General features: G+C 33.8%; 19 protein-coding genes and 1 pseudogene. 6 read left to right on the top strand and 14 right to left on the bottom strand.

Annotation, left to right across the window (positions count from 1 at the left end; all coding sequences use genetic code 11):
- Nucleotides 1–17 precede the first annotated feature (17 nt).
- A complete protein-coding gene (locus tag GIY83_RS03380) occupies nt 18–812 on the bottom strand; it encodes an SDR family oxidoreductase (RefSeq protein WP_194619790.1) in 795 nt (264 codons plus the stop codon).
- A gap of 128 nt (nt 813–940) precedes the next feature.
- On the opposite strand from GIY83_RS03380, the gene GIY83_RS03375 reads away from it, so the two are divergent.
- Nucleotides 941–1,312 (top strand): helix-turn-helix domain-containing protein, encoded by a 372-nt coding sequence (locus GIY83_RS03375; RefSeq protein ID WP_194619792.1) that lies wholly within the window; start codon nt 941–943, stop codon nt 1,310–1,312.
- 552 nt (nt 1,313–1,864) lie between these two features.
- Here GIY83_RS03375 and GIY83_RS03370 read toward each other — a convergent pair.
- From GIY83_RS03370 to GIY83_RS25070, 6 genes are all read right to left on the bottom strand, one after another.
- The gene (locus GIY83_RS03370; protein WP_194619795.1) at nt 1,865–2,236 is read right to left on the bottom strand and encodes a LysM peptidoglycan-binding domain-containing protein; all 372 of its coding nucleotides are present in this window, start codon (nt 2,234–2,236) and stop codon (nt 1,865–1,867) included.
- Nucleotides 2,237–2,244: 8 nt separating this feature from the next.
- Nucleotides 2,245–2,724 carry a BON domain-containing protein gene (locus tag GIY83_RS03365; protein WP_194619797.1) on the bottom strand — a complete coding sequence of 160 codons (480 nt, stop codon included), beginning with the start codon at nt 2,722–2,724 and terminating at the stop codon, nt 2,245–2,247.
- 198 nt (nt 2,725–2,922) lie between these two features.
- On the bottom strand, nt 2,923–3,615 hold the full coding sequence (locus GIY83_RS03360) for a hypothetical protein (protein ID WP_194619799.1): 693 nt from the start codon (nt 3,613–3,615) through the stop codon (nt 2,923–2,925).
- Between the two features lie 102 nt (nt 3,616–3,717).
- Nucleotides 3,718–4,167: a nuclear transport factor 2 family protein gene (locus GIY83_RS03355; protein ID WP_194619801.1), complete on the bottom strand. Its 450-nt coding sequence runs from the start codon at nt 4,165–4,167 to the stop codon at nt 3,718–3,720.
- Nucleotides 4,168–4,174: 7 nt separating this feature from the next.
- Nucleotides 4,175–4,552 (bottom strand): hypothetical protein, encoded by a 378-nt coding sequence (locus GIY83_RS03350; protein ID WP_194619803.1) that lies wholly within the window; start codon nt 4,550–4,552, stop codon nt 4,175–4,177.
- A 38-nt stretch (nt 4,553–4,590) separates the two neighbouring features.
- On the bottom strand, nt 4,591–4,725 hold the full coding sequence (locus GIY83_RS25070) for a hypothetical protein (protein WP_255474360.1): 135 nt from the start codon (nt 4,723–4,725) through the stop codon (nt 4,591–4,593).
- A gap of 369 nt (nt 4,726–5,094) precedes the next feature.
- Here GIY83_RS25070 and dnaX point away from each other — a divergent pair, with 369 nt between their 5' ends.
- The 3 genes and pseudogenes from dnaX to GIY83_RS24840 all read left to right on the top strand — a co-directional run bounded on the left by dnaX (nt 5,095) and on the right by GIY83_RS24840 (nt 7,379).
- A complete protein-coding gene (dnaX, locus tag GIY83_RS03345) occupies nt 5,095–6,180 on the top strand; it encodes a DNA polymerase III subunit gamma/tau (protein ID WP_194619805.1) in 1,086 nt (361 codons plus the stop codon).
- A 257-nt stretch (nt 6,181–6,437) separates the two neighbouring features.
- On the top strand, nt 6,438–6,839 hold the full coding sequence (locus GIY83_RS03340) for a hypothetical protein (protein ID WP_065449429.1): 402 nt from the start codon (nt 6,438–6,440) through the stop codon (nt 6,837–6,839).
- A 160-nt stretch (nt 6,840–6,999) separates the two neighbouring features.
- A pseudogene (locus tag GIY83_RS24840) lies at nt 7,000–7,379 on the top strand (acetate uptake transporter).
- 228 nt (nt 7,380–7,607) lie between these two features.
- On the opposite strand, the gene GIY83_RS03330 reads toward GIY83_RS24840, so the two are convergent.
- From GIY83_RS03330 to GIY83_RS03300, 7 genes are all read right to left on the bottom strand, one after another.
- On the bottom strand, nt 7,608–8,186 hold the full coding sequence (locus GIY83_RS03330) for an NAD(P)H-dependent oxidoreductase (protein ID WP_194619807.1): 579 nt from the start codon (nt 8,184–8,186) through the stop codon (nt 7,608–7,610).
- Between the two features lie 3 nt (nt 8,187–8,189).
- Nucleotides 8,190–9,224, bottom strand: a complete 1,035-nt coding sequence (locus tag GIY83_RS03325) for a saccharopine dehydrogenase (RefSeq protein WP_228520605.1) — start codon at nt 9,222–9,224, stop codon at nt 8,190–8,192.
- A gap of 59 nt (nt 9,225–9,283) precedes the next feature.
- The gene (locus tag GIY83_RS03320; RefSeq protein WP_194619809.1) at nt 9,284–9,844 is read right to left on the bottom strand and encodes a Crp/Fnr family transcriptional regulator; all 561 of its coding nucleotides are present in this window, start codon (nt 9,842–9,844) and stop codon (nt 9,284–9,286) included.
- Between the two features lie 17 nt (nt 9,845–9,861).
- Nucleotides 9,862–10,443: a TMEM175 family protein gene (locus GIY83_RS03315; protein WP_194619810.1), complete on the bottom strand. Its 582-nt coding sequence runs from the start codon at nt 10,441–10,443 to the stop codon at nt 9,862–9,864.
- Nucleotides 10,444–10,607: 164 nt separating this feature from the next.
- Nucleotides 10,608–11,498, bottom strand: coding sequence for a Ppx/GppA phosphatase family protein (locus GIY83_RS03310; protein WP_194619812.1), 891 nt, complete (start codon nt 11,496–11,498; stop codon nt 10,608–10,610).
- A 33-nt stretch (nt 11,499–11,531) separates the two neighbouring features.
- Nucleotides 11,532–13,613, bottom strand: coding sequence for a polyphosphate kinase 1 (ppk1, locus tag GIY83_RS03305; RefSeq protein WP_194619814.1), 2,082 nt, complete (start codon nt 13,611–13,613; stop codon nt 11,532–11,534).
- Nucleotides 13,614–13,620: 7 nt separating this feature from the next.
- Nucleotides 13,621–14,106: a histidine phosphatase family protein gene (locus GIY83_RS03300; RefSeq protein ID WP_194619816.1), complete on the bottom strand. Its 486-nt coding sequence runs from the start codon at nt 14,104–14,106 to the stop codon at nt 13,621–13,623.
- A gap of 497 nt (nt 14,107–14,603) precedes the next feature.
- Between GIY83_RS03300 and GIY83_RS03295 the strand changes: the two genes are divergently transcribed.
- The gene (locus GIY83_RS03295) at nt 14,604–15,260 is read left to right on the top strand and encodes an Fn3-like domain-containing protein (protein ID WP_194619818.1); all 657 of its coding nucleotides are present in this window, start codon (nt 14,604–14,606) and stop codon (nt 15,258–15,260) included.
- A gap of 32 nt (nt 15,261–15,292) precedes the next feature.
- A partial coding sequence (locus GIY83_RS03290; RefSeq protein WP_208684709.1) for a SprB repeat-containing protein occupies nt 15,293–17,216 on the top strand: 1,924 nt, incomplete at its 3' end.

Raw genomic sequence — 17,216 nt, 5'->3', positions numbered from 1 at the left:
TTCTTTTTTTAGGGTTATCAAATCGTCGGGATCGTTCCGCCATCAATTACAAATTCAGTTCCTGTTAGATAATTCGCTCTTGGCGAAACCAGAAAACCTATCAATTCAGCTACTTCTTCAGGTTGTGCAGGACGGCCAAAAGGAATTCCGCCCAATGCATTCATCACACTTTCAGTCGCTTCTTCAATCGTACTATTCGAACTTTGGGCAATTCTTTCCATCATTCTGTTTGCCGCTGTTGTCATAATCCAGCCCGGGGAAACCGTAAGTACGCGAACACCTTTGGGCGAAACCTCGTTCGATAAACTTTTACTGTAATTAATCAGTCCTGCTTTTGCGGCCGCATAAGGCAAAGTCGAATCATACAAAGGCAATTTTCCCTGAATCGAAGCAATATGAATAATTACGCCAGACTTTTGCTGAATCATTCCGGGCAAGAAACCTCTGTCTAATCGTACCGGAGCAAATAAATTCGCCTGAAAAGTATGCTCCCAGTCTTCATCCATCAAAGCCTCAAAACCGCCCCCGGGAGTTTCTGAACTGCCCAGATTATTAATCAAAATATCCAGTTGGCCAAAGTTTAATTTTATTTCTTCGATTACTTTTGCCGTTCCATTTGAAGTGCTTAAATCTGCCGAAATAAAATGCAACTCTTTATTCTCCGTCTCTGGTTTGTTTCTTGCCGTAATAATAACCCTTGCTCCTGCATTTAATAATCGTTCTGCAATTGCTTTTCCGGTTCCTTTTGTACCTCCGGTTACCAAAGCAATTTTGCCTGATAACTCATTATTAAAATTAAATTGTGCTTCCATTTGTTTTGATTTTATAAAGGCAAATTTCGGTAGTGCGACCGGTTCCCACAATTACGGAAAACCGAATTGCATAGGGATAAATTTTTCCCCTATTGTGCAGTTTAGAACATTGGGTTAAATTTGTATTTATGTATGAAAGAAAAATCCCTTTGAACTTAAATTGTGGCCTGGACCTCATTGGTGAAGTGCTTTATGGCAAATGGAAAATCCGTTTGTTATGGTTCATCAACGAAGGTTTTCAGCGGCCAAGCGAACTGCAACGAAAAATTCCCGATGCCTCCAGAAGGGTTTTAAATATCCAGTTAAAAGAACTCGAACAGCACGAATTAGTTTCAAAAATTATCTACGCACAAATGCCCCCCAAAGTCGAATACAGCCTAACTGATTTTGGAAAAACACTCATCCCTATAATTTCCGCTTTAGGAAAATGGGGCGATGAAAACGAAGACCGTTTAAGAAAGTCTATTCTAAAACAACCTTTAAGTGATAGTGATGAGTAACATTTTTTAGGAACTAATCCCGCACCCGAACCTAAAAGTGCGAACTGGCGAAGCAATCCGTTCCAATCTTTTGTATCCCCCGCGACGGACACAAAAGGTATCCCAACTCTATAGAGCTAGGGGTTTAGTATTTACAAGAAGATTTATCCTTTAGTTAATATTTACAACAAAGGTTTTACAAACTCATCTACAAAATTTAACTACAATCCTGTCATCCTGAACGAAGCACACAATAGAAGCTCGACAAGGATTGGCAAGATTCTATGCCGAATTTATACTCCGATTGCTTCATTCCTCGCAAAGACACAAACAAAAAAATCACTAAAAATCCGCATTTTCGCGATAGCTAATCCATGTAATCCGCGTGCTATTTTTGCACCTTTGCGCACATCGTTTAGTTTTATTGAAATTATCATCAAGAATGATAAAATAAAAAATTTCAAAATTCGCGTTTTCGCAATAGCGAATCCTTGTCATCCGTGTGCTACTTCAACAATAAACATAAAAAAAGTCCATCATAAGACGGACTTTCAATAACAGCACAAAACTAAATTATGCAGTTGGTATTTTTAGTTTCCAACCCGGTTGAATCAGATCAGGATTTTTAATAATATCTTTATTGGCTTCAAAAATTGCTTCCCATGAAACGCCATGAGCTTTTCCTATTTTAGACAATGAATCTCCACCTTTTACAGTATATTCTGTTGTAGTTCCTTCAGCCACTTCAATATTCATCACAACATCGGCTGATCTAAAATCTGGATCTATTTTTCCGTAAGCACTCCACAGTTTTTCTTTATCCTCTGCTGATTTGGCTGTACCATCAACATACAATACATTCTCCTGCTCTCTTACCTGCAAATTTGCTATTCCTAGATTCGTAGCCAAATCTGTTAACTCTTTATATTTATCTTTTACACTCATGACTTACCTTATTTAATAGTTAACTTATTTTCTACCTTTTTAGGTTTTAGTTCCTGCACACTTTTGATCAAATTTGCTAATTGATCTCTTTTGATATCTCCTGTAAGAGTTACAACACCATCCTTAACAGTAGCAGTTACACCGCTATAAGTTTTCACCACTTCATTTACCGAAGTATTCAAAACACCATCAGCATTAATTTCTACCGGCGCAGTTGTTGTAACAGGCTCAGGAGCTGGAATTTCGCAATTGTTTACTACAGTTTTAACCCCTTTTACTCCTTTCACAATATTCTCAGCATTTTGTTTTACTGTTTCATCGTTACAAGTACCTGAAATAGTAGCCACACCTTTTACTACAGAAACTTCAACACCCGGAAGAGCGCTAATTTGTGCATTAATGTCTTTTTGAATATCTGCATCCTTTGGACCACAGGCCACTAAAGAAACAGCAAGACCCATTCCTAATAAAATAGATTTAATTTTCATAATAGATATCTTTTTTAGTTAATTAAACATCTAAAGTTAACGAATAAATCAGTTATATATTACAAAATAATCTTACAATTTTTATATTATTACCATTTCTTAATATTGGGGAATAAAAAAAGTCCTGAATTTTATGATTTAGAACTTTTATTATTTGACCTTATTTTTACAAACATAATTTACCACTTCATAAAAATATTATTGTGCGACGATCATCCACTGTTTTGCTAAAATCTCGGTATAATGAACAATCGTACTGACTTTTTTTATTTTATAAAAAGTATATTCGGGCTGATTTTTAAGGATTGAGACATATTCGAAATCATGATCAGGTGCAAAAAGTAAAACTTCACTAGTATTTAAATCTAAAAAAGTTTCGTTTCCATTCGCTTCTTCTGCAATTCTTAACAAATTCGCCGTATCAATAGGAATCTTGTTTTCTTCTTTACATAAATCCAGGTAAAATTCATTCCATAATCCAATATCCTTTCTAAATTCAGAAGCAATAAAAAGAAAATTTTGATTGTCCGTAAAACGTTGTTCATCATCCAGAATTTCAGAATATGATTCCTGAATACCTCCTATATTTTTAATTAAAATCTCCAAATCATTCGGAATATCGAATTGTATTTCTTCTTCGATTTTACAAAGCCATCCTGAGGTTTCTCCATCAGTATTTTTCCATGTAAATAAATAAAATTTTGAAATTTCTTTATCTCTCTCCAATTCAATTAAATCGGTATCTGCTCTGCTTAAAAGTTGGTATAAATTTGGAAATACCTTTGTGAAATCATAAGAAAAAGTGATTTCTATATCATGAATAGAAATACCATCACTTTCATTAAAAAACCACGGAATTTGAGAACAAAATTTCAGGAAATTATTTTTCATTCGTTTCTTTTCTTAATATTTATTTTAGTAAAATTTAATCGACTCTTCCAACACAAAGTTAGAGACAATCATCATTCATAAAGGCAATTTACACATTAAAAACTACTCATGTTGCGTCACATCATTATACTGCCAGAGCACATTTATAATTTTCCATTCTCCATTGGTTTTTACAATGTGCATATAATCTATCCAAGCATCGGCTAATAGTTTTACAGATGCTGTTCTTGCCGAAATATCCAAAAGCTTAATTTCCTTTCTTGGATTTTTCGGGAACTTATCACCTTTTGCATTATAAGTTTCTGCAAGAATCACCATATTCTCTGTAAAGTATTCTGATATATAATCTTTTTGAGCGGCCTTGCTTCTAAAAACCGATCTTTTTACCAAGCGAGGATGCAAAGCACTTTCCATCAATTTCGGATTCGGCGTATGTTGTGCCTCTATATAAGCCAAAGCAACACGTTTGATATCAAGTGTATCTTGCGCTGTTTGGGCTTGAAGTTGGACAAAACAAAATGCAATTGTAAATAGTAAGAAATGTTTTTTCATTGGTATTTTATTTAAAATCGTTTTCGCTTATTTTTTCGTTATAAAAAAGTTCTTCAATTTTTGCAATTTGAGAATCGGGATCAACTCCAAATCTCATCGTTGTAAAGTAAGTAAGTTTACCATATGTTTTAAAATCTCCGTAAACGACCGTTGATTTGTACAAAGTAGAATCCAGGTAATCTAATTCGTTGAATATATTTTTCTTGAATAATTTGTCTTTAAAATTCTCCTGATCTGCCAGCGTTTTTTCGCCATTGCTTAAATTATAACCTAATTTTCCATCGTACCACGATTTAAAAACGACCCTTTGTCCATACACTATTTCAAAACTGCCAATATTGGGTTTGATTTCTTTGACCACCCAATTTGCAGTACGTCCCTCCATTTGAGTAACCGAATTTGTGTAAAGTGTATTAATACTTTTTATAAATTCTTTCCCCCCATTGCTTCAAGTTCCTTATTGATAATGGCAACCGCTTTTTCATCTTGCTTTTGAGCATTAATAGAACTCGAAATAAAAGCGAAAAGTAGAACGAAATAAAATTTTGACAGGTTCATTTTAATTAGTTTTAAAGATTAGTTTTAGAAAAAGTAAAATAGCATCGCATTAAAAATAATACATTTTTTATTACAAAATTAAATTCTTTTTTTATCAAGGCTATTAGGTTGATTGTCGATAATGATTGCGATCCTTCGACTTCGCTCAGGAAGACAAATGTTAAGAAAAAATCCGTAAAAATCCACATTTTCGCTTTAGCGAATCCGTTTTATCAGCGTTCTATTTCATCACTATTATATTAAAAAATAAAAATTCAAATCCCTTATTGACTCACATTCAAAACAATCAAAATTCCCTTAAATATTTATGATTTTCAGATTTGTGATTTGGTAAATTTCAGCCTATATTTGCTATCGAATAAAAAGAATATGGAACAATTTGTAGTATCGGCTCGTAAGTATCGCCCACAGACCTTTAAGGATGTTGTGGGGCAAAAAGCTATTACCAACACTTTGTTGAATGCCATAGACAGCAATCACCTTGCTTCGGCCCTTTTATTTACAGGACCACGTGGAGTTGGTAAAACTACTTGCGCTCGTATTTTGGCTCGAAAAATAAATCAGCCCGGATATGATGATCCTAACGAAGATTTCGCTTTTAACGTTTTTGAGTTGGATGCGGCTTCCAACAACTCTGTTGATGATATTCGTAGCCTAATCGATCAGGTTCGTATCCCGCCACAAACCGGTCAATATAAAGTTTATATTATTGACGAGGTTCATATGTTGTCTTCGGCAGCTTTTAATGCATTCCTTAAAACATTAGAAGAGCCGCCAAAACATGCTATTTTTATTTTAGCAACAACAGAAAAACACAAGATTATTCCAACGATTTTATCTCGTTGTCAGATATTCGATTTCAAAAGAATTACGGTAAAAGATGCTAAAGAACATTTGGCTGAAGTTGCGAAAAGTCAGGGAATCAATTTTGAAGACGATGCTTTGCACATTATCGCTCAAAAAGCAGATGGAGCCATGCGTGACGCTTTATCTATTTTTGACCGTGTAGTTTCGTACTGCGGAACCAACTTAACACGTCAGGCTGTAACCGAAAACCTTAACGTTTTAGATTACGAAACTTACATTAGCATTACCGATTTACTTTTAGAAAATAAGATTCCGGATCTTTTATTAGCTTATAATGATATTCTTGCAAAAGGTTTTGACGGACATCATTTTATTGCCGGTCTTGCTTCGCATTTCAGAGATTTACTAGTAAGCAAAACTCCTGCTACAATCGCTTTACTTGAGGTGGGAGAGCAAGCACAACAAATGTATGGTGTGCAGGCTCAAAAATGTTCGCAGGATTTTTTACTAAAAGGAATTGATATTGCAAATGACTGCGATTTAAAATATAAATTGAGTCAGAACCAACGCCTTTTGGTTGAATTATGTTTAATGCAATTGGCCTCTATCAGCTTTGATGGAGAAAAAAAAAAGTTGAGCAATTCATAATTCCTCCTACTTATTACAGAAATAGTGGATATTCTATTACTGAAATTCCAACTGCAAAAACCCAAATTGCAAATACTGGAGAAGAAAACAATGCGAATCAAAATAGCAATGTCAATCAAAATGACAATGTTGCTGTAAATAATACTGTTGAAACTCCTAAAGTTGAAACTCCAAAACCTGAAGTTAGCAACGAACCTAAAATTTCTGCTTTTTCTCTATCGAGTATTCGCAAGAAAAAAGAGCTGGAAGCAGCCAGTATGTCCTACGTAAAACCTACTTCTGTAATGCCTACGGAAGAATTTACCGAGACTGAAATGTTAGTGCAATGGAATAAATACGCGCAACGTCTGGGTGACAAAGGGCATAAAATCATGCAATCGTTACTGTTAATTAACGATCCTAAACTAAACGGAACAGTTATTACTTTTGAATTACCCAACGAAGGTTCTAAATTAGATTTTGAAGGTCAGATTCATGGTCTTTTAGGACATTTAAAAGGACATTTACACAATCATGATATTACGATTGAAGTGAATGTAAATGAAACTATTGAAATCAAGAGAAGTTTAAACGACCAGGATCGCTACAATCGTTTAGTAGAAATTAACCCAAATCTTGAACTTTTAAGATCTACATTCGGATTAGATTTAACTTCTTAATTCTCAAAATCTCTTCATCACTATTTCTAGATATTTTTTTGATCTAATTATTTTGTAGTATTTTTTCTGTATTTTTAACAGATTAATAATTTTAGTAAAATCTTAAAAATTGGAAAAACAATTAGCAAACTCTGCACCGCTGGGTCTTCTAGGCTTTGGAATGACCACAATTTTACTAAACATCCACAATATGGGATTTTTCCCTGTTAGTGCTGTAATTATATCAATGGGGATTTTTACGGAGGAATTGCTCAGGTAATTGCCGGAATTATTGCTTTTAAAAGAGGGAATGTGTTTGCTGCTACGGCATTTACTTCTTATGGATTTTTCTGGATCACTTTGGTAGCTATCTGGATGCTGCCAAGTAGTGATATTACAGTTGCAGGATCTACTCATGAATCTTTTTTAGGATGGTATCTCGCTCTTTGGGGAATATTTACTGCTTTTATCTGGTATGGAACCTGGGGAGGAAGCAAAGTACAGCAATTTATTTTTCTTTCATTGACTGTTTTATTTTTTCTGCTTGCTTTCGAAAAATAGACCCAAATTGAATCAATAGCTACTTTTGCAGGAGCAATTGGTATTATTTGTTGTGCAAGTGCTTTTTATTTGGCTATGGCCGAATTACTTGAAGAAGTAAAGGGTGAAAAAGTGCTGCCTTATTGATATTATTTTTTGCCACGAATTGCACGAATCTGCAAGAATTAAATTTGAACATTTTTTAAATGAAAAATTAGTGTCAACTGGCGTAATTCGTGGCAAACTTATTTATTTATTCTTCAATCCGAAATCGTAGATTTTTTGCAGCCATTTTTCTCTTTGAAAATCAGTAGCTGTTTTTATGATTCCGATGTAAGTTACTTTTACCGGTTTTACACCGCAGAATTCTAAAGTAGATTTTTTTAATTGATTCACACTTGGTCTTCCATAAAATAATCTGTAATACCAGCCTGGCTGATCTAATGTGGTGACAATATGTGCTGTTTTTTCTGTTAGTAATTTATCCCACCAAACTGAGTTTTCGCGATATTGATATGCCATTCCGGGTAAAAACAAACGATCAATAAATCCTTTTGTAATTGCCGGTAAACCTCCCCACCAAACCGGATGAATCCAAACCAAATGGTCTGCCTTTTTGATTTTCTCCCACGAATCCAGCAAATCCGGTTCTAATTCAGTTCGTTTTTGATAACCAAATTGCAGGTTTGGATTAAAATTTAATGAAGCAATTGTTATGGTTTCGACTTCTGCACCCGAAGCGATTGCACCTTTTAGATAAGATTCGGCTATTCCAAAATTAAAGCTTGACGGATTTGGATGTCCGTTTATGATCAGTATTTTTTTCATGCTCTATTGGTTTGTTTTAAGATTAATGGTACTGTAAGTATTTAAAGCCTCATAAACTTCTTTCGACGAATGTATTTGATGACTAAAGTAAATTCCGCCCGATAAAGTGTCACTTAACATTTTTTCGATATGCAAAACTGTCGAAAAAGCCGTTAATTCAGCTTGGCCTTTAATGCTTTGCAAGCTAATTCTTTTTGTTTTATCCTTCGTTTTTATGATTACTTCAAAAATGGTTTGATCACCATTTCCGCTTGAACCAAAAAGCAGTTGTCTTTCTTTTAAAAACATGATATTAAAAATCTTAAGCGATTGAAAATATCCCATTAAACTGGTTACAAACTTAGAATTGTAGGTCATCTTAACCGAAACAGTTGGTATTTTTTCTATCTGATTTAAAATAAACAAATCCGGAACATCAAGATTATAAACCTGACGTTTGCCAATTCCAAACGAGAAATTAAATTTTTCGGAATTTAAAAAATGCTTTACATGTTGCGGTTGGTTATTTTTATAAACAACAAAGGGTTTACATACGTTTTCGGCTAAAAAATTGGCCGAACTTTTTCCTGCCAAATCTTTTACAGAATAATAGATAAAAATATTGGTTTCCTTAATTTTATGTTTGCCCGGCTCTATAAAATCAACCAGACTACCTACGATACCGCCCATCCAGCCCGAACTAAAAACAATTCGGCTATTTATTTTCTGGTTATTTGCCCTGGCTAAATCATACGCAATAGTAAGATCTGGTGTTGGTTTTGTAATATCAATATAATCTAATTTGTTTTGTATGGCAAACTGCAAAATTTCATTTTTGCTATCTTTTGTACACAATACAATCAGGTCGATTTTATTCTGTAGAATACATTCAAAGGTTTTTGGATTGGTAACATCAACAATTAAATCTTTGTTCGTTTTTCCTGACTGACGACTTCCCACAAACAGGTTAAAGTCAGGATTTCTTGCTTCAAGAATTCGTAATATAACTTTACCTACTAAGCCGGTTCCGCCAATTACTAAAATATTTTTTCTCATCATTATATATTGTTTTCAGCAAAAATAATGATGAGATATCTCTCGATAACCAGACAAATGTCCTATAAAATTGCCTTTCGAATACGGCTTAAATGTCTTGGTGTAACGCCTAAATAGGATGCTAAATATTGCAATGGAATGAGCTGAAGGTATTTTTTATGGTTTTTATAAAGTTCTTCATAACGTTGGGTTCCGGATAATTTCTGAAACGAAATCATTCGTTTTTGAAGTGTTACATATTCCATTTCAGTTAACTTACGTCCTATTTCCTGCCAATGAATACCTAAGGCATAAAGCTTTTCTAAACTTTCACGGCTTATGACTTGCAACTCTGTATCGGCTATTGCCTGAATATTTTCTTCGGCTACATTTTGCGTTATAAAACTCGAGAATGAAGCCATAAATTCATTTTCGAAAGCGAAACAATTCGTGATTTCATCGCCCTGATGATTGAAAAAATACGAACGTAAAATCCCTTTATTAATAAAAACGATTTCATTACTAACCTGATTTTCTTGCAATAAAAGTTCTCCTTTTTTGAGTTTTCTATAAGTAATTAAATCATCGAGCAGCTCTAATTCATTTTGAGGTAAGACCTGAATAGATTGAAAAACTGATTTCATTATAAATTCTGAATAGATTAATTTTTAGAAGCAAAGACTTTTTCAATCCTTTTATCAGGGATAAGCCATAACATCGCCACAGCGAAATACGCAGCACCTGAAACCCATTCGTTATAAAACGAAAAGACTATTCCTACCACATATAAAACAGCTGATGTGTACCCTTTTAAATCTTTTCCAATCGCTTTTGCCAGTACTGAATTTTCGCCTTCGTTAACAATTATAATTCGCTGTAAAATAAAATACGCAATTGCCGATAAAAACAATACGACTCCATACAAAGTCATAGAAGCTTTTGCAAAATTATGTTCTCCCATCCAGCCTGTTGCAACGGGAATTAAAGACAACCAAAATAGTAAATGCAAATTTGCCCAAAGGATTTTCCCGTTTATTTTGGTCATTCCATGAATTAAATAATGGTGATTGTTCCAATAAATTCCAACATAAATAAAACTTAAAATATAACTTAGGAATTTAGGAATAAGTCTTTTTAAATCGGCAAATTCATGTCCTTGAGGAACTTTAATTTCTAAAATCATAATAGTGATAATAATAGCTAATACGCCATCACTAAACGCTTCGAGTCTTGTTTTATTCATTTATTTATATGTTTTTGAGTTATGTTTACAGCCTGAAATATGCTGAAAAAAGTTGCCACGAATTCCACAAATTTACACTAATTTTTTATTCATATTGAAAAATATAATTCGTGTAAATTTGTGGAATTCGTGGCAAAAATATTTTTTTACCTAAAGATCTAATACTAAATCTTACCGTAATACATTGCTTTTACTATTCCGTCTGAAAGTCCTATTTTTGGAACGTAAATTTGGCGTGCTCCACTCCATTTCATAGCATTCAGGTAAATTCTGGTGGCATGAATAATTACGTCGGCACGATCTGAATTCAATCCTAATTCTGCGATTCTTTGTTCGTAAGTCAATGAATTTAAAAATGCATATTGCGAATTGATGTAAATATATGAAAGCGGTTTTTCCTGTTGTTTTCCAGACATTTTAAACAGCTTATTGATGTTTCCTCCAGAACCAATTAAAGTCACCTCATCATAATCTGCCGTATTAGTTTTGATCCATTTTTCGATTTCATCCCAAACCACATCGTGCACCATATTATTCAGTAAACGAACGGTTCCAGCTTTAAAAGATCTTGAATTGATTAATTTACCGTCAGAAAACAAAGTAAATTCGGTGCTTCCACCACCCACATCTACAAAAAGATACGTTTCATCATTTTTTAATAAATGAAGCAAATCAGTTGATGCAATAATGGCAGCTTCTTTTTTACCATCAATAATTTCAATTTTTATGTCGGCTTTCTTTTTAATTAAAGCAACAACTTCTTTGGCATTATACGCTTCCCGCATTGCCGAAGTCGCAAATGCCATGTAACGCTCTACTTTATGTACTTTCATCAAAAGATGGAATGCTTTCATGGCATCCACCATTCGATCTATATTTTCTTCTGAAATCTCTCCTACGGTAAAGGCATCTTGCCCCAAACGAATTGGCACACGAACAAGCGAACTTTTATTAAATTGTGGTTCTTTGCCATCTTGTTCTACAACATTCGATATTAGAAGCCTCATGGCATTTGAACCAATATCTATTGCTGCATATTTTTTTATATTAATCATGCTCACTTATGATTTGAAATTATTCTTTTATTATTAATTTATTTTTTGAGGAACTTGCTCTAATACTGAAACTTTGTTCTGGTAGTATTTATAGGTTTCAAGTTGCGCTCTAAAAGGGGCATGATGATTTCGAGGCTTGTATTTATTATCTAGTTTATAGGAATGATATCTCACTTTAACATTCCCTTTCCATGCAATATTAAAATTATCTATTAATTCTTTCTTTATTTCAAGATCATAAATCGGACAGGTCACTTCGACTCTTCCGTCAAGATTACGGGTCATAAAATCTGCTGATGAAATATAAACTTCGGTCAGACCAGCGTTTCCAAAAATGTAAACTCTTGAATGTTCCAGGTAATTATCGACAATACTTATGGCTTCGATGTTTTCGCTCATTCCCGGAATTCCTGGAATTAGGGAGCAAATACCTCTTACCTGAAGCTGGATTTTTACTCCGGCATTACTGGCTTCGTATAATTTATCGATCATTTTAAAATCAGATAAACTATTCATTTTTAATTTAATATGTGTTTTTCTACCGGCCAAAGCATGAAGAATTTCACGATCTATCAGCTTAATAAACTTCGTTCTTGTATAATGTGGTGATACAATTAAATGCTTGTATCTGTGTACTCTATAATTGATATCGAAAAATTCGAATATTTTCGAAATGTCTTTCAAAATTCCCTGATGACAGGTAAAAAGCGTAACATCGGTATAGATTTTAGCCGTTGACTCGTTGAAATTTCCTGTAGATATAAATCCGTAACGACGTATTTTATCATCTTCAACTCTTTCGATAACACAAATTTTACTGTGTACTTTTAGACCTTTTATTCCAAAGATTAAATTAATCCCTTCGGTTTGCATTTGTTCTGCATACGAGATATTGGTTGCTTCATCAAAACGCGCCTGAAGTTCTATTTGTACAGTTACTTTTTTACCATTCTTTGCTGCATTGATCAATGAACTAATAATTTGCGAATTCTTAGCCAAACGATACAACGTAATTTTTATACTGGTAACTTTTGGGTCTAAAGCTGCTTCACGCAAAAACTTGGTTAAATACGAAAATGACTGATATGGAGCATGTAACAAATAATCTTTTTTACTTATTTTTTCCAGCATACTTCCTCCCAGACTTAATCCCGGAATTGGTAATGGTTCGTTGGGTTTATAAAGTAAATCGTATCTTCCCAGGTTAGGAAAACTCATATAATCTCTACGATTGTGATATCTTCCGCCAGGAATAATACTATCTGTTTCTACAATTTTCATTTTATCTAAAAAGAAACGCAGCGTATCTTCTTCGATTAAATTATCATAAATAAAACGAACTGGTTCTCCTATTCTTCTGTCTTTTACAGATGTTGCAATTTTTTCGAGCATACTTTTACTCAAATCACTATCGATATCCAACTGGGCATCACGTGTAATTTTGATCATATGCGCCGAAACACTTTTATAATCGAAAATATTAAAGATGTTTTTCAGGTTATAACGAATAACATCATCGATAAGGATAACATAATGTTTATCATCGTGAGATGGCAATACAACAAATCTGTTGATAGTTTTCGGGATTTCGATAACTGCGTAACGAACCTCATCGTTTGTATTCATTTCTAAACGAACAGCCAGATACCCCAACGTATCTTTAAGAATTGGGAATTCTGCTAGATCATTTAAAATAATGGTCACTAATTCCGGACTCAGTCTTTGGTCAAAAAAATCTTTTAAAAAGCATGCCTGATCGGGTGTTATTTCATCTTCATTTATAATTAAAATGTTTTCTGCTTCCAGTTCTGTTTCAATATTACCTAAAATGCGTAAACTTTCAGATTGTTGCTGAATTACAATTTCGGTAATATCTTTAATTAACTGATGGGCAGAAACTCCACCTAAGTATTTTTCTCCAGAAATTCCGGAAAGGCTTAATCTACGAATGGCGGCATAACGAACCCTGAAAAATTCATCTAAATTGTTCGAAAAAATTCCAACAAAACGCAGCCTGTCTAAAAGCGGAACCGTATTGTCTGCGGCTTCCTGAAGCACTCTCGCATTAAACGCTAACCAACTTTTTTCTCTATCGATATATTTCTGTTCGTACACTTTATTATTATTTTAAATCTTTGGGGAAAATTGTTTTATGAGTTTTACCTTTATTAATTGAGTTCCAACTTTCTGCATCAAACTGCAAGGATACAAAGCCCGAAGTAGGTACATTTTCGATAAAAACATCCCCAAATTTATTAACAAAATTTGTAATAGCCTCGTTATGTCCAAAAAGAATAACGCTTTCGAAACTATTATCACATGATTTGATAACCTTTTCGAGCTGTGTTTCATCAAAAGTATAAAGATCGTCTTTATAAACGATACTTTCAATAGGATACGAAATATTTTGAGCAAAAATCAGTGCAGTTTCTGAAGCCCGCGCCGCAGTACTACTCCATATTATATAGGTTTTAGGAAGAAAATTTGAAATATTTGCCGAAACTTCATGAGCATCCAGGATTCCTTTTTTCATTAAAGGTCTGTCGAAATCTTTTAAAGGAGCTTCCCAGCTTGATTTTGCATGGCGTATTAAAATTAAATTTTTCATAAGCGGAAGGTTTAGAAACCTCTTAGGAGGTTAATAATTTTATTGAACTTCTAATTTACAAAAGAAAAATTAAACCTCTTACTTTTTTTATTTCTGTTAACATTAAATTCAAATTTTAACAAGAATTAAAGTTTCTTACAAGATGGGAGAACATAACAATTCGATTACATCAATTTTACAAAAAAGTGCTCTTCATCTATTAAACCAAACAGTTGGTCGATTAAATCATATTTACAAAAAATTAACTAAATACCTGATTATTAATCATTTATAAGTTTTCAAAATTTACGTTTTTAATCAAAAAACCAAAAAAAGACTACTTTTTTATTTGTTAGAAATGACAAAAAAAATGCTTTTTAGACCAATATTTAACAAAAAAAATACACTTCAACGAGTTTTTAGGTTAGTTACGGACAAAAAAAATCAAAATTAATACCTCTCTATAACTTTGATTCTGTTAAAAATTGATAAATACCAAAAACAAAAAACCTAAGCATATGATAACTAAAACTACTCTTGAAAAAGCAGCGAAATTTGTTAACAATTGTAAGTTTATTTTTTCTTTCAAAAAAAACATCTTTCAGAAAAACATCTTTAATTTACTGGTCTGTTTAATTACAACTCTTTCGTTTGCCCAATCTGGTTCATGCAATTCAGAAATAACTATTGAAGGAGATAAGGAGCAAAAGTATAATGGTTTTGAAACTTCATTTTTACTTCAAATCAAAAATACCGGAACTACTACAGACACTTATCAATTATCTGCAGACAACTTTTCTGGCTTTGCCGAAAACCCGGACGGAAGTTCTTCGCAAAATAATGTTTTACTGCGCAATAAACTGCAGAATAAAAACAATTCGGCATTTAGTAAAACAATTACACTTGCTGCGGGAGAGTCTGTAGAATTTTATGTGAAACTAAACTTAATTGACACTAACATGCTCGACCAGTGGAACGGCACTAAGGTTGTTGCAACTTCGGGCTCTTGCCCGGAAAGTAAAAGTCAGGTGATTCTCTATACCTACATTCCTCCGAAAAAAACAAAGGGAGTTGGTTTTAATAAATCTTTCTTGGATTTAAAAAACGCAATGAATACCAGAGCCGCTTATGTTTTCTTACTACAAAATGTAGTTGCAGTTCGTTTTTTCTCTTAGCATAACCATCATATCAATATTAAATTTTTAATATGGAAAACTTTACTTTTAAAATCAGAATAAAAATCCTTCTAAGTTTTATATTAAGTTCTTTGTTCATGAATGTTTATGGCGGAGAAGGTACAAAACAAACCACTCCGGATGTTAATCATCGTGCTTCTCTTTGCATCAACAACAATGAGTATGGTAATTTTGCCAGATACGGTTCTACTAATGAACAACGTTTATACATTAGGATTCAAAACCCAAATAGTGAAAAAGTATATCTGGGCTTTAGTAAAGCCAGAAGATCTGCTCCGGATAATAGCAATTCAGAGGTTGATTCTAAATTTAGAATTTTAGATCCTAACGGAAATGTTGTATTTGGAAGTTATAATTTAACCACTTCTTCATCTAATATAACCGGTACGGAAGCACAAAAACTTTCACGAGCTCAAAATGGACCAAATGGAATTAATGGTATTACTACAACTGGTTATGTTCCTATTGTATTTGATCCAACGGGTATGCCTGCTGGTGATTATTATATTGAATTTGAAACCAACAACTCTAGTTATACAGAACTTTATTATAATTATTATGACATTACAGTTGCTAATAATTCTAGTAAAAATTCTATTTCAGGACGTCTTTATTCTAAACGTTGGGCCCTTGCAATGGATGATGTTGCCACTGACTTTAATGGCGCTTTCTTTGTTTTTGCTCCAGATAATGGTTCTACAACGGGAGCTAGTACACAAACTGGTTTCGTAAATAAAATTAATTTTAACGGTGCGGGTTTTAGACCTTGGTACTTTAATGTTGCGTTTAATAATACAGGAGCAGGAAGCAGCGGAAATACGGCTAATGACCAAAAAAGTGTCTGGAATGCAGCAAATGCAACTAAGATGAGTCCGAAATATGAGGTCTTTCTTTCTGATCCGGATATTAATGTTTGGAAAAACGGAACTTATAACGGAAACATACAAATAAACGGAATTACCAATTGTGGTATCGGCGAAAGCAATATTAATATTAGCGTTTTTAAAAGCGGAACAATTGATATACTTCTTGATTTTAATAATGGTGACGGAATTTATACTCCAGGTACAAAAGATGTGCTAACTACTAAAAGTGTAACAGGTTCCGGAGCTCCACCCTTTGCTGTTAGTGTTCCCTGGAATGGAAAAGACGGACTGGGAAATACTATAGCCCAAGGAACTTCGATACCTATAGTGGTTTCGTTTGGACAGGCTGCTTTTCATTTTCCGATGTATGATATAGAAGAAAACCAATATGGATTTTCATGTACAACTGTAAGACCAGCTGCTCCATCAGGATATGTTCTAAAACTTTACTGGGATGATAGCAACATTACTTATACTGGAGGTGTTTTTAGCAGTAAAATAAACCTTACCGGCTGCACTCCAAACAACACTCCTCCCGGTAATTGTCATACCTGGAATAATTTTAATAGTAATAACAATAATAGTCCTCAGTACGGAAATTTAAATACTATAAATACATGGTGGTATGCAAATAGGGATTTTGTAACCTCTAATATTACTTTACCTCCATTTTACACCGTTGCACTAGGACCAAAAACCAATGTAACCTGTTTTGGTGGAAACGATGGTAAGATTCAAATAAATGTTACCAACGGAACTGCGCCGTTTACTTATTATATTAATGGAGGAACAGCTCCAAATACTTTACAGAGTTTAACGGCCGGAACCTATAACATAAAAGTAGTGGATGCCAATGGTTGTTCTGCCAACATTACCGGAGTAGTTATTACGCAACCTACCGCAGCTTTAGCCCTTGCTGCTTCTTCTAAAACGGATGTTATATGTTTTGGAAAAAGTACCGGAAGTGTAACTGCTGGCGCGGTAACCAATTTCATTGGAACAGTTACCTATAATTGGGTAAATGCCGCTAATGCTTCGGTAGGAACTACGGCTTCTGTGTCTGGTCTTC

Origin of the sequence: Flavobacterium sp. SLB02 (genome assembly GCF_009664855.1) — a bacterium.
GTDB lineage: Bacteria > Bacteroidota > Bacteroidia > Flavobacteriales > Flavobacteriaceae > Flavobacterium.
Note: the sequence above shows the minus strand (reverse complement) of the source record. Positions and strands in the feature narration are given on the sequence as shown.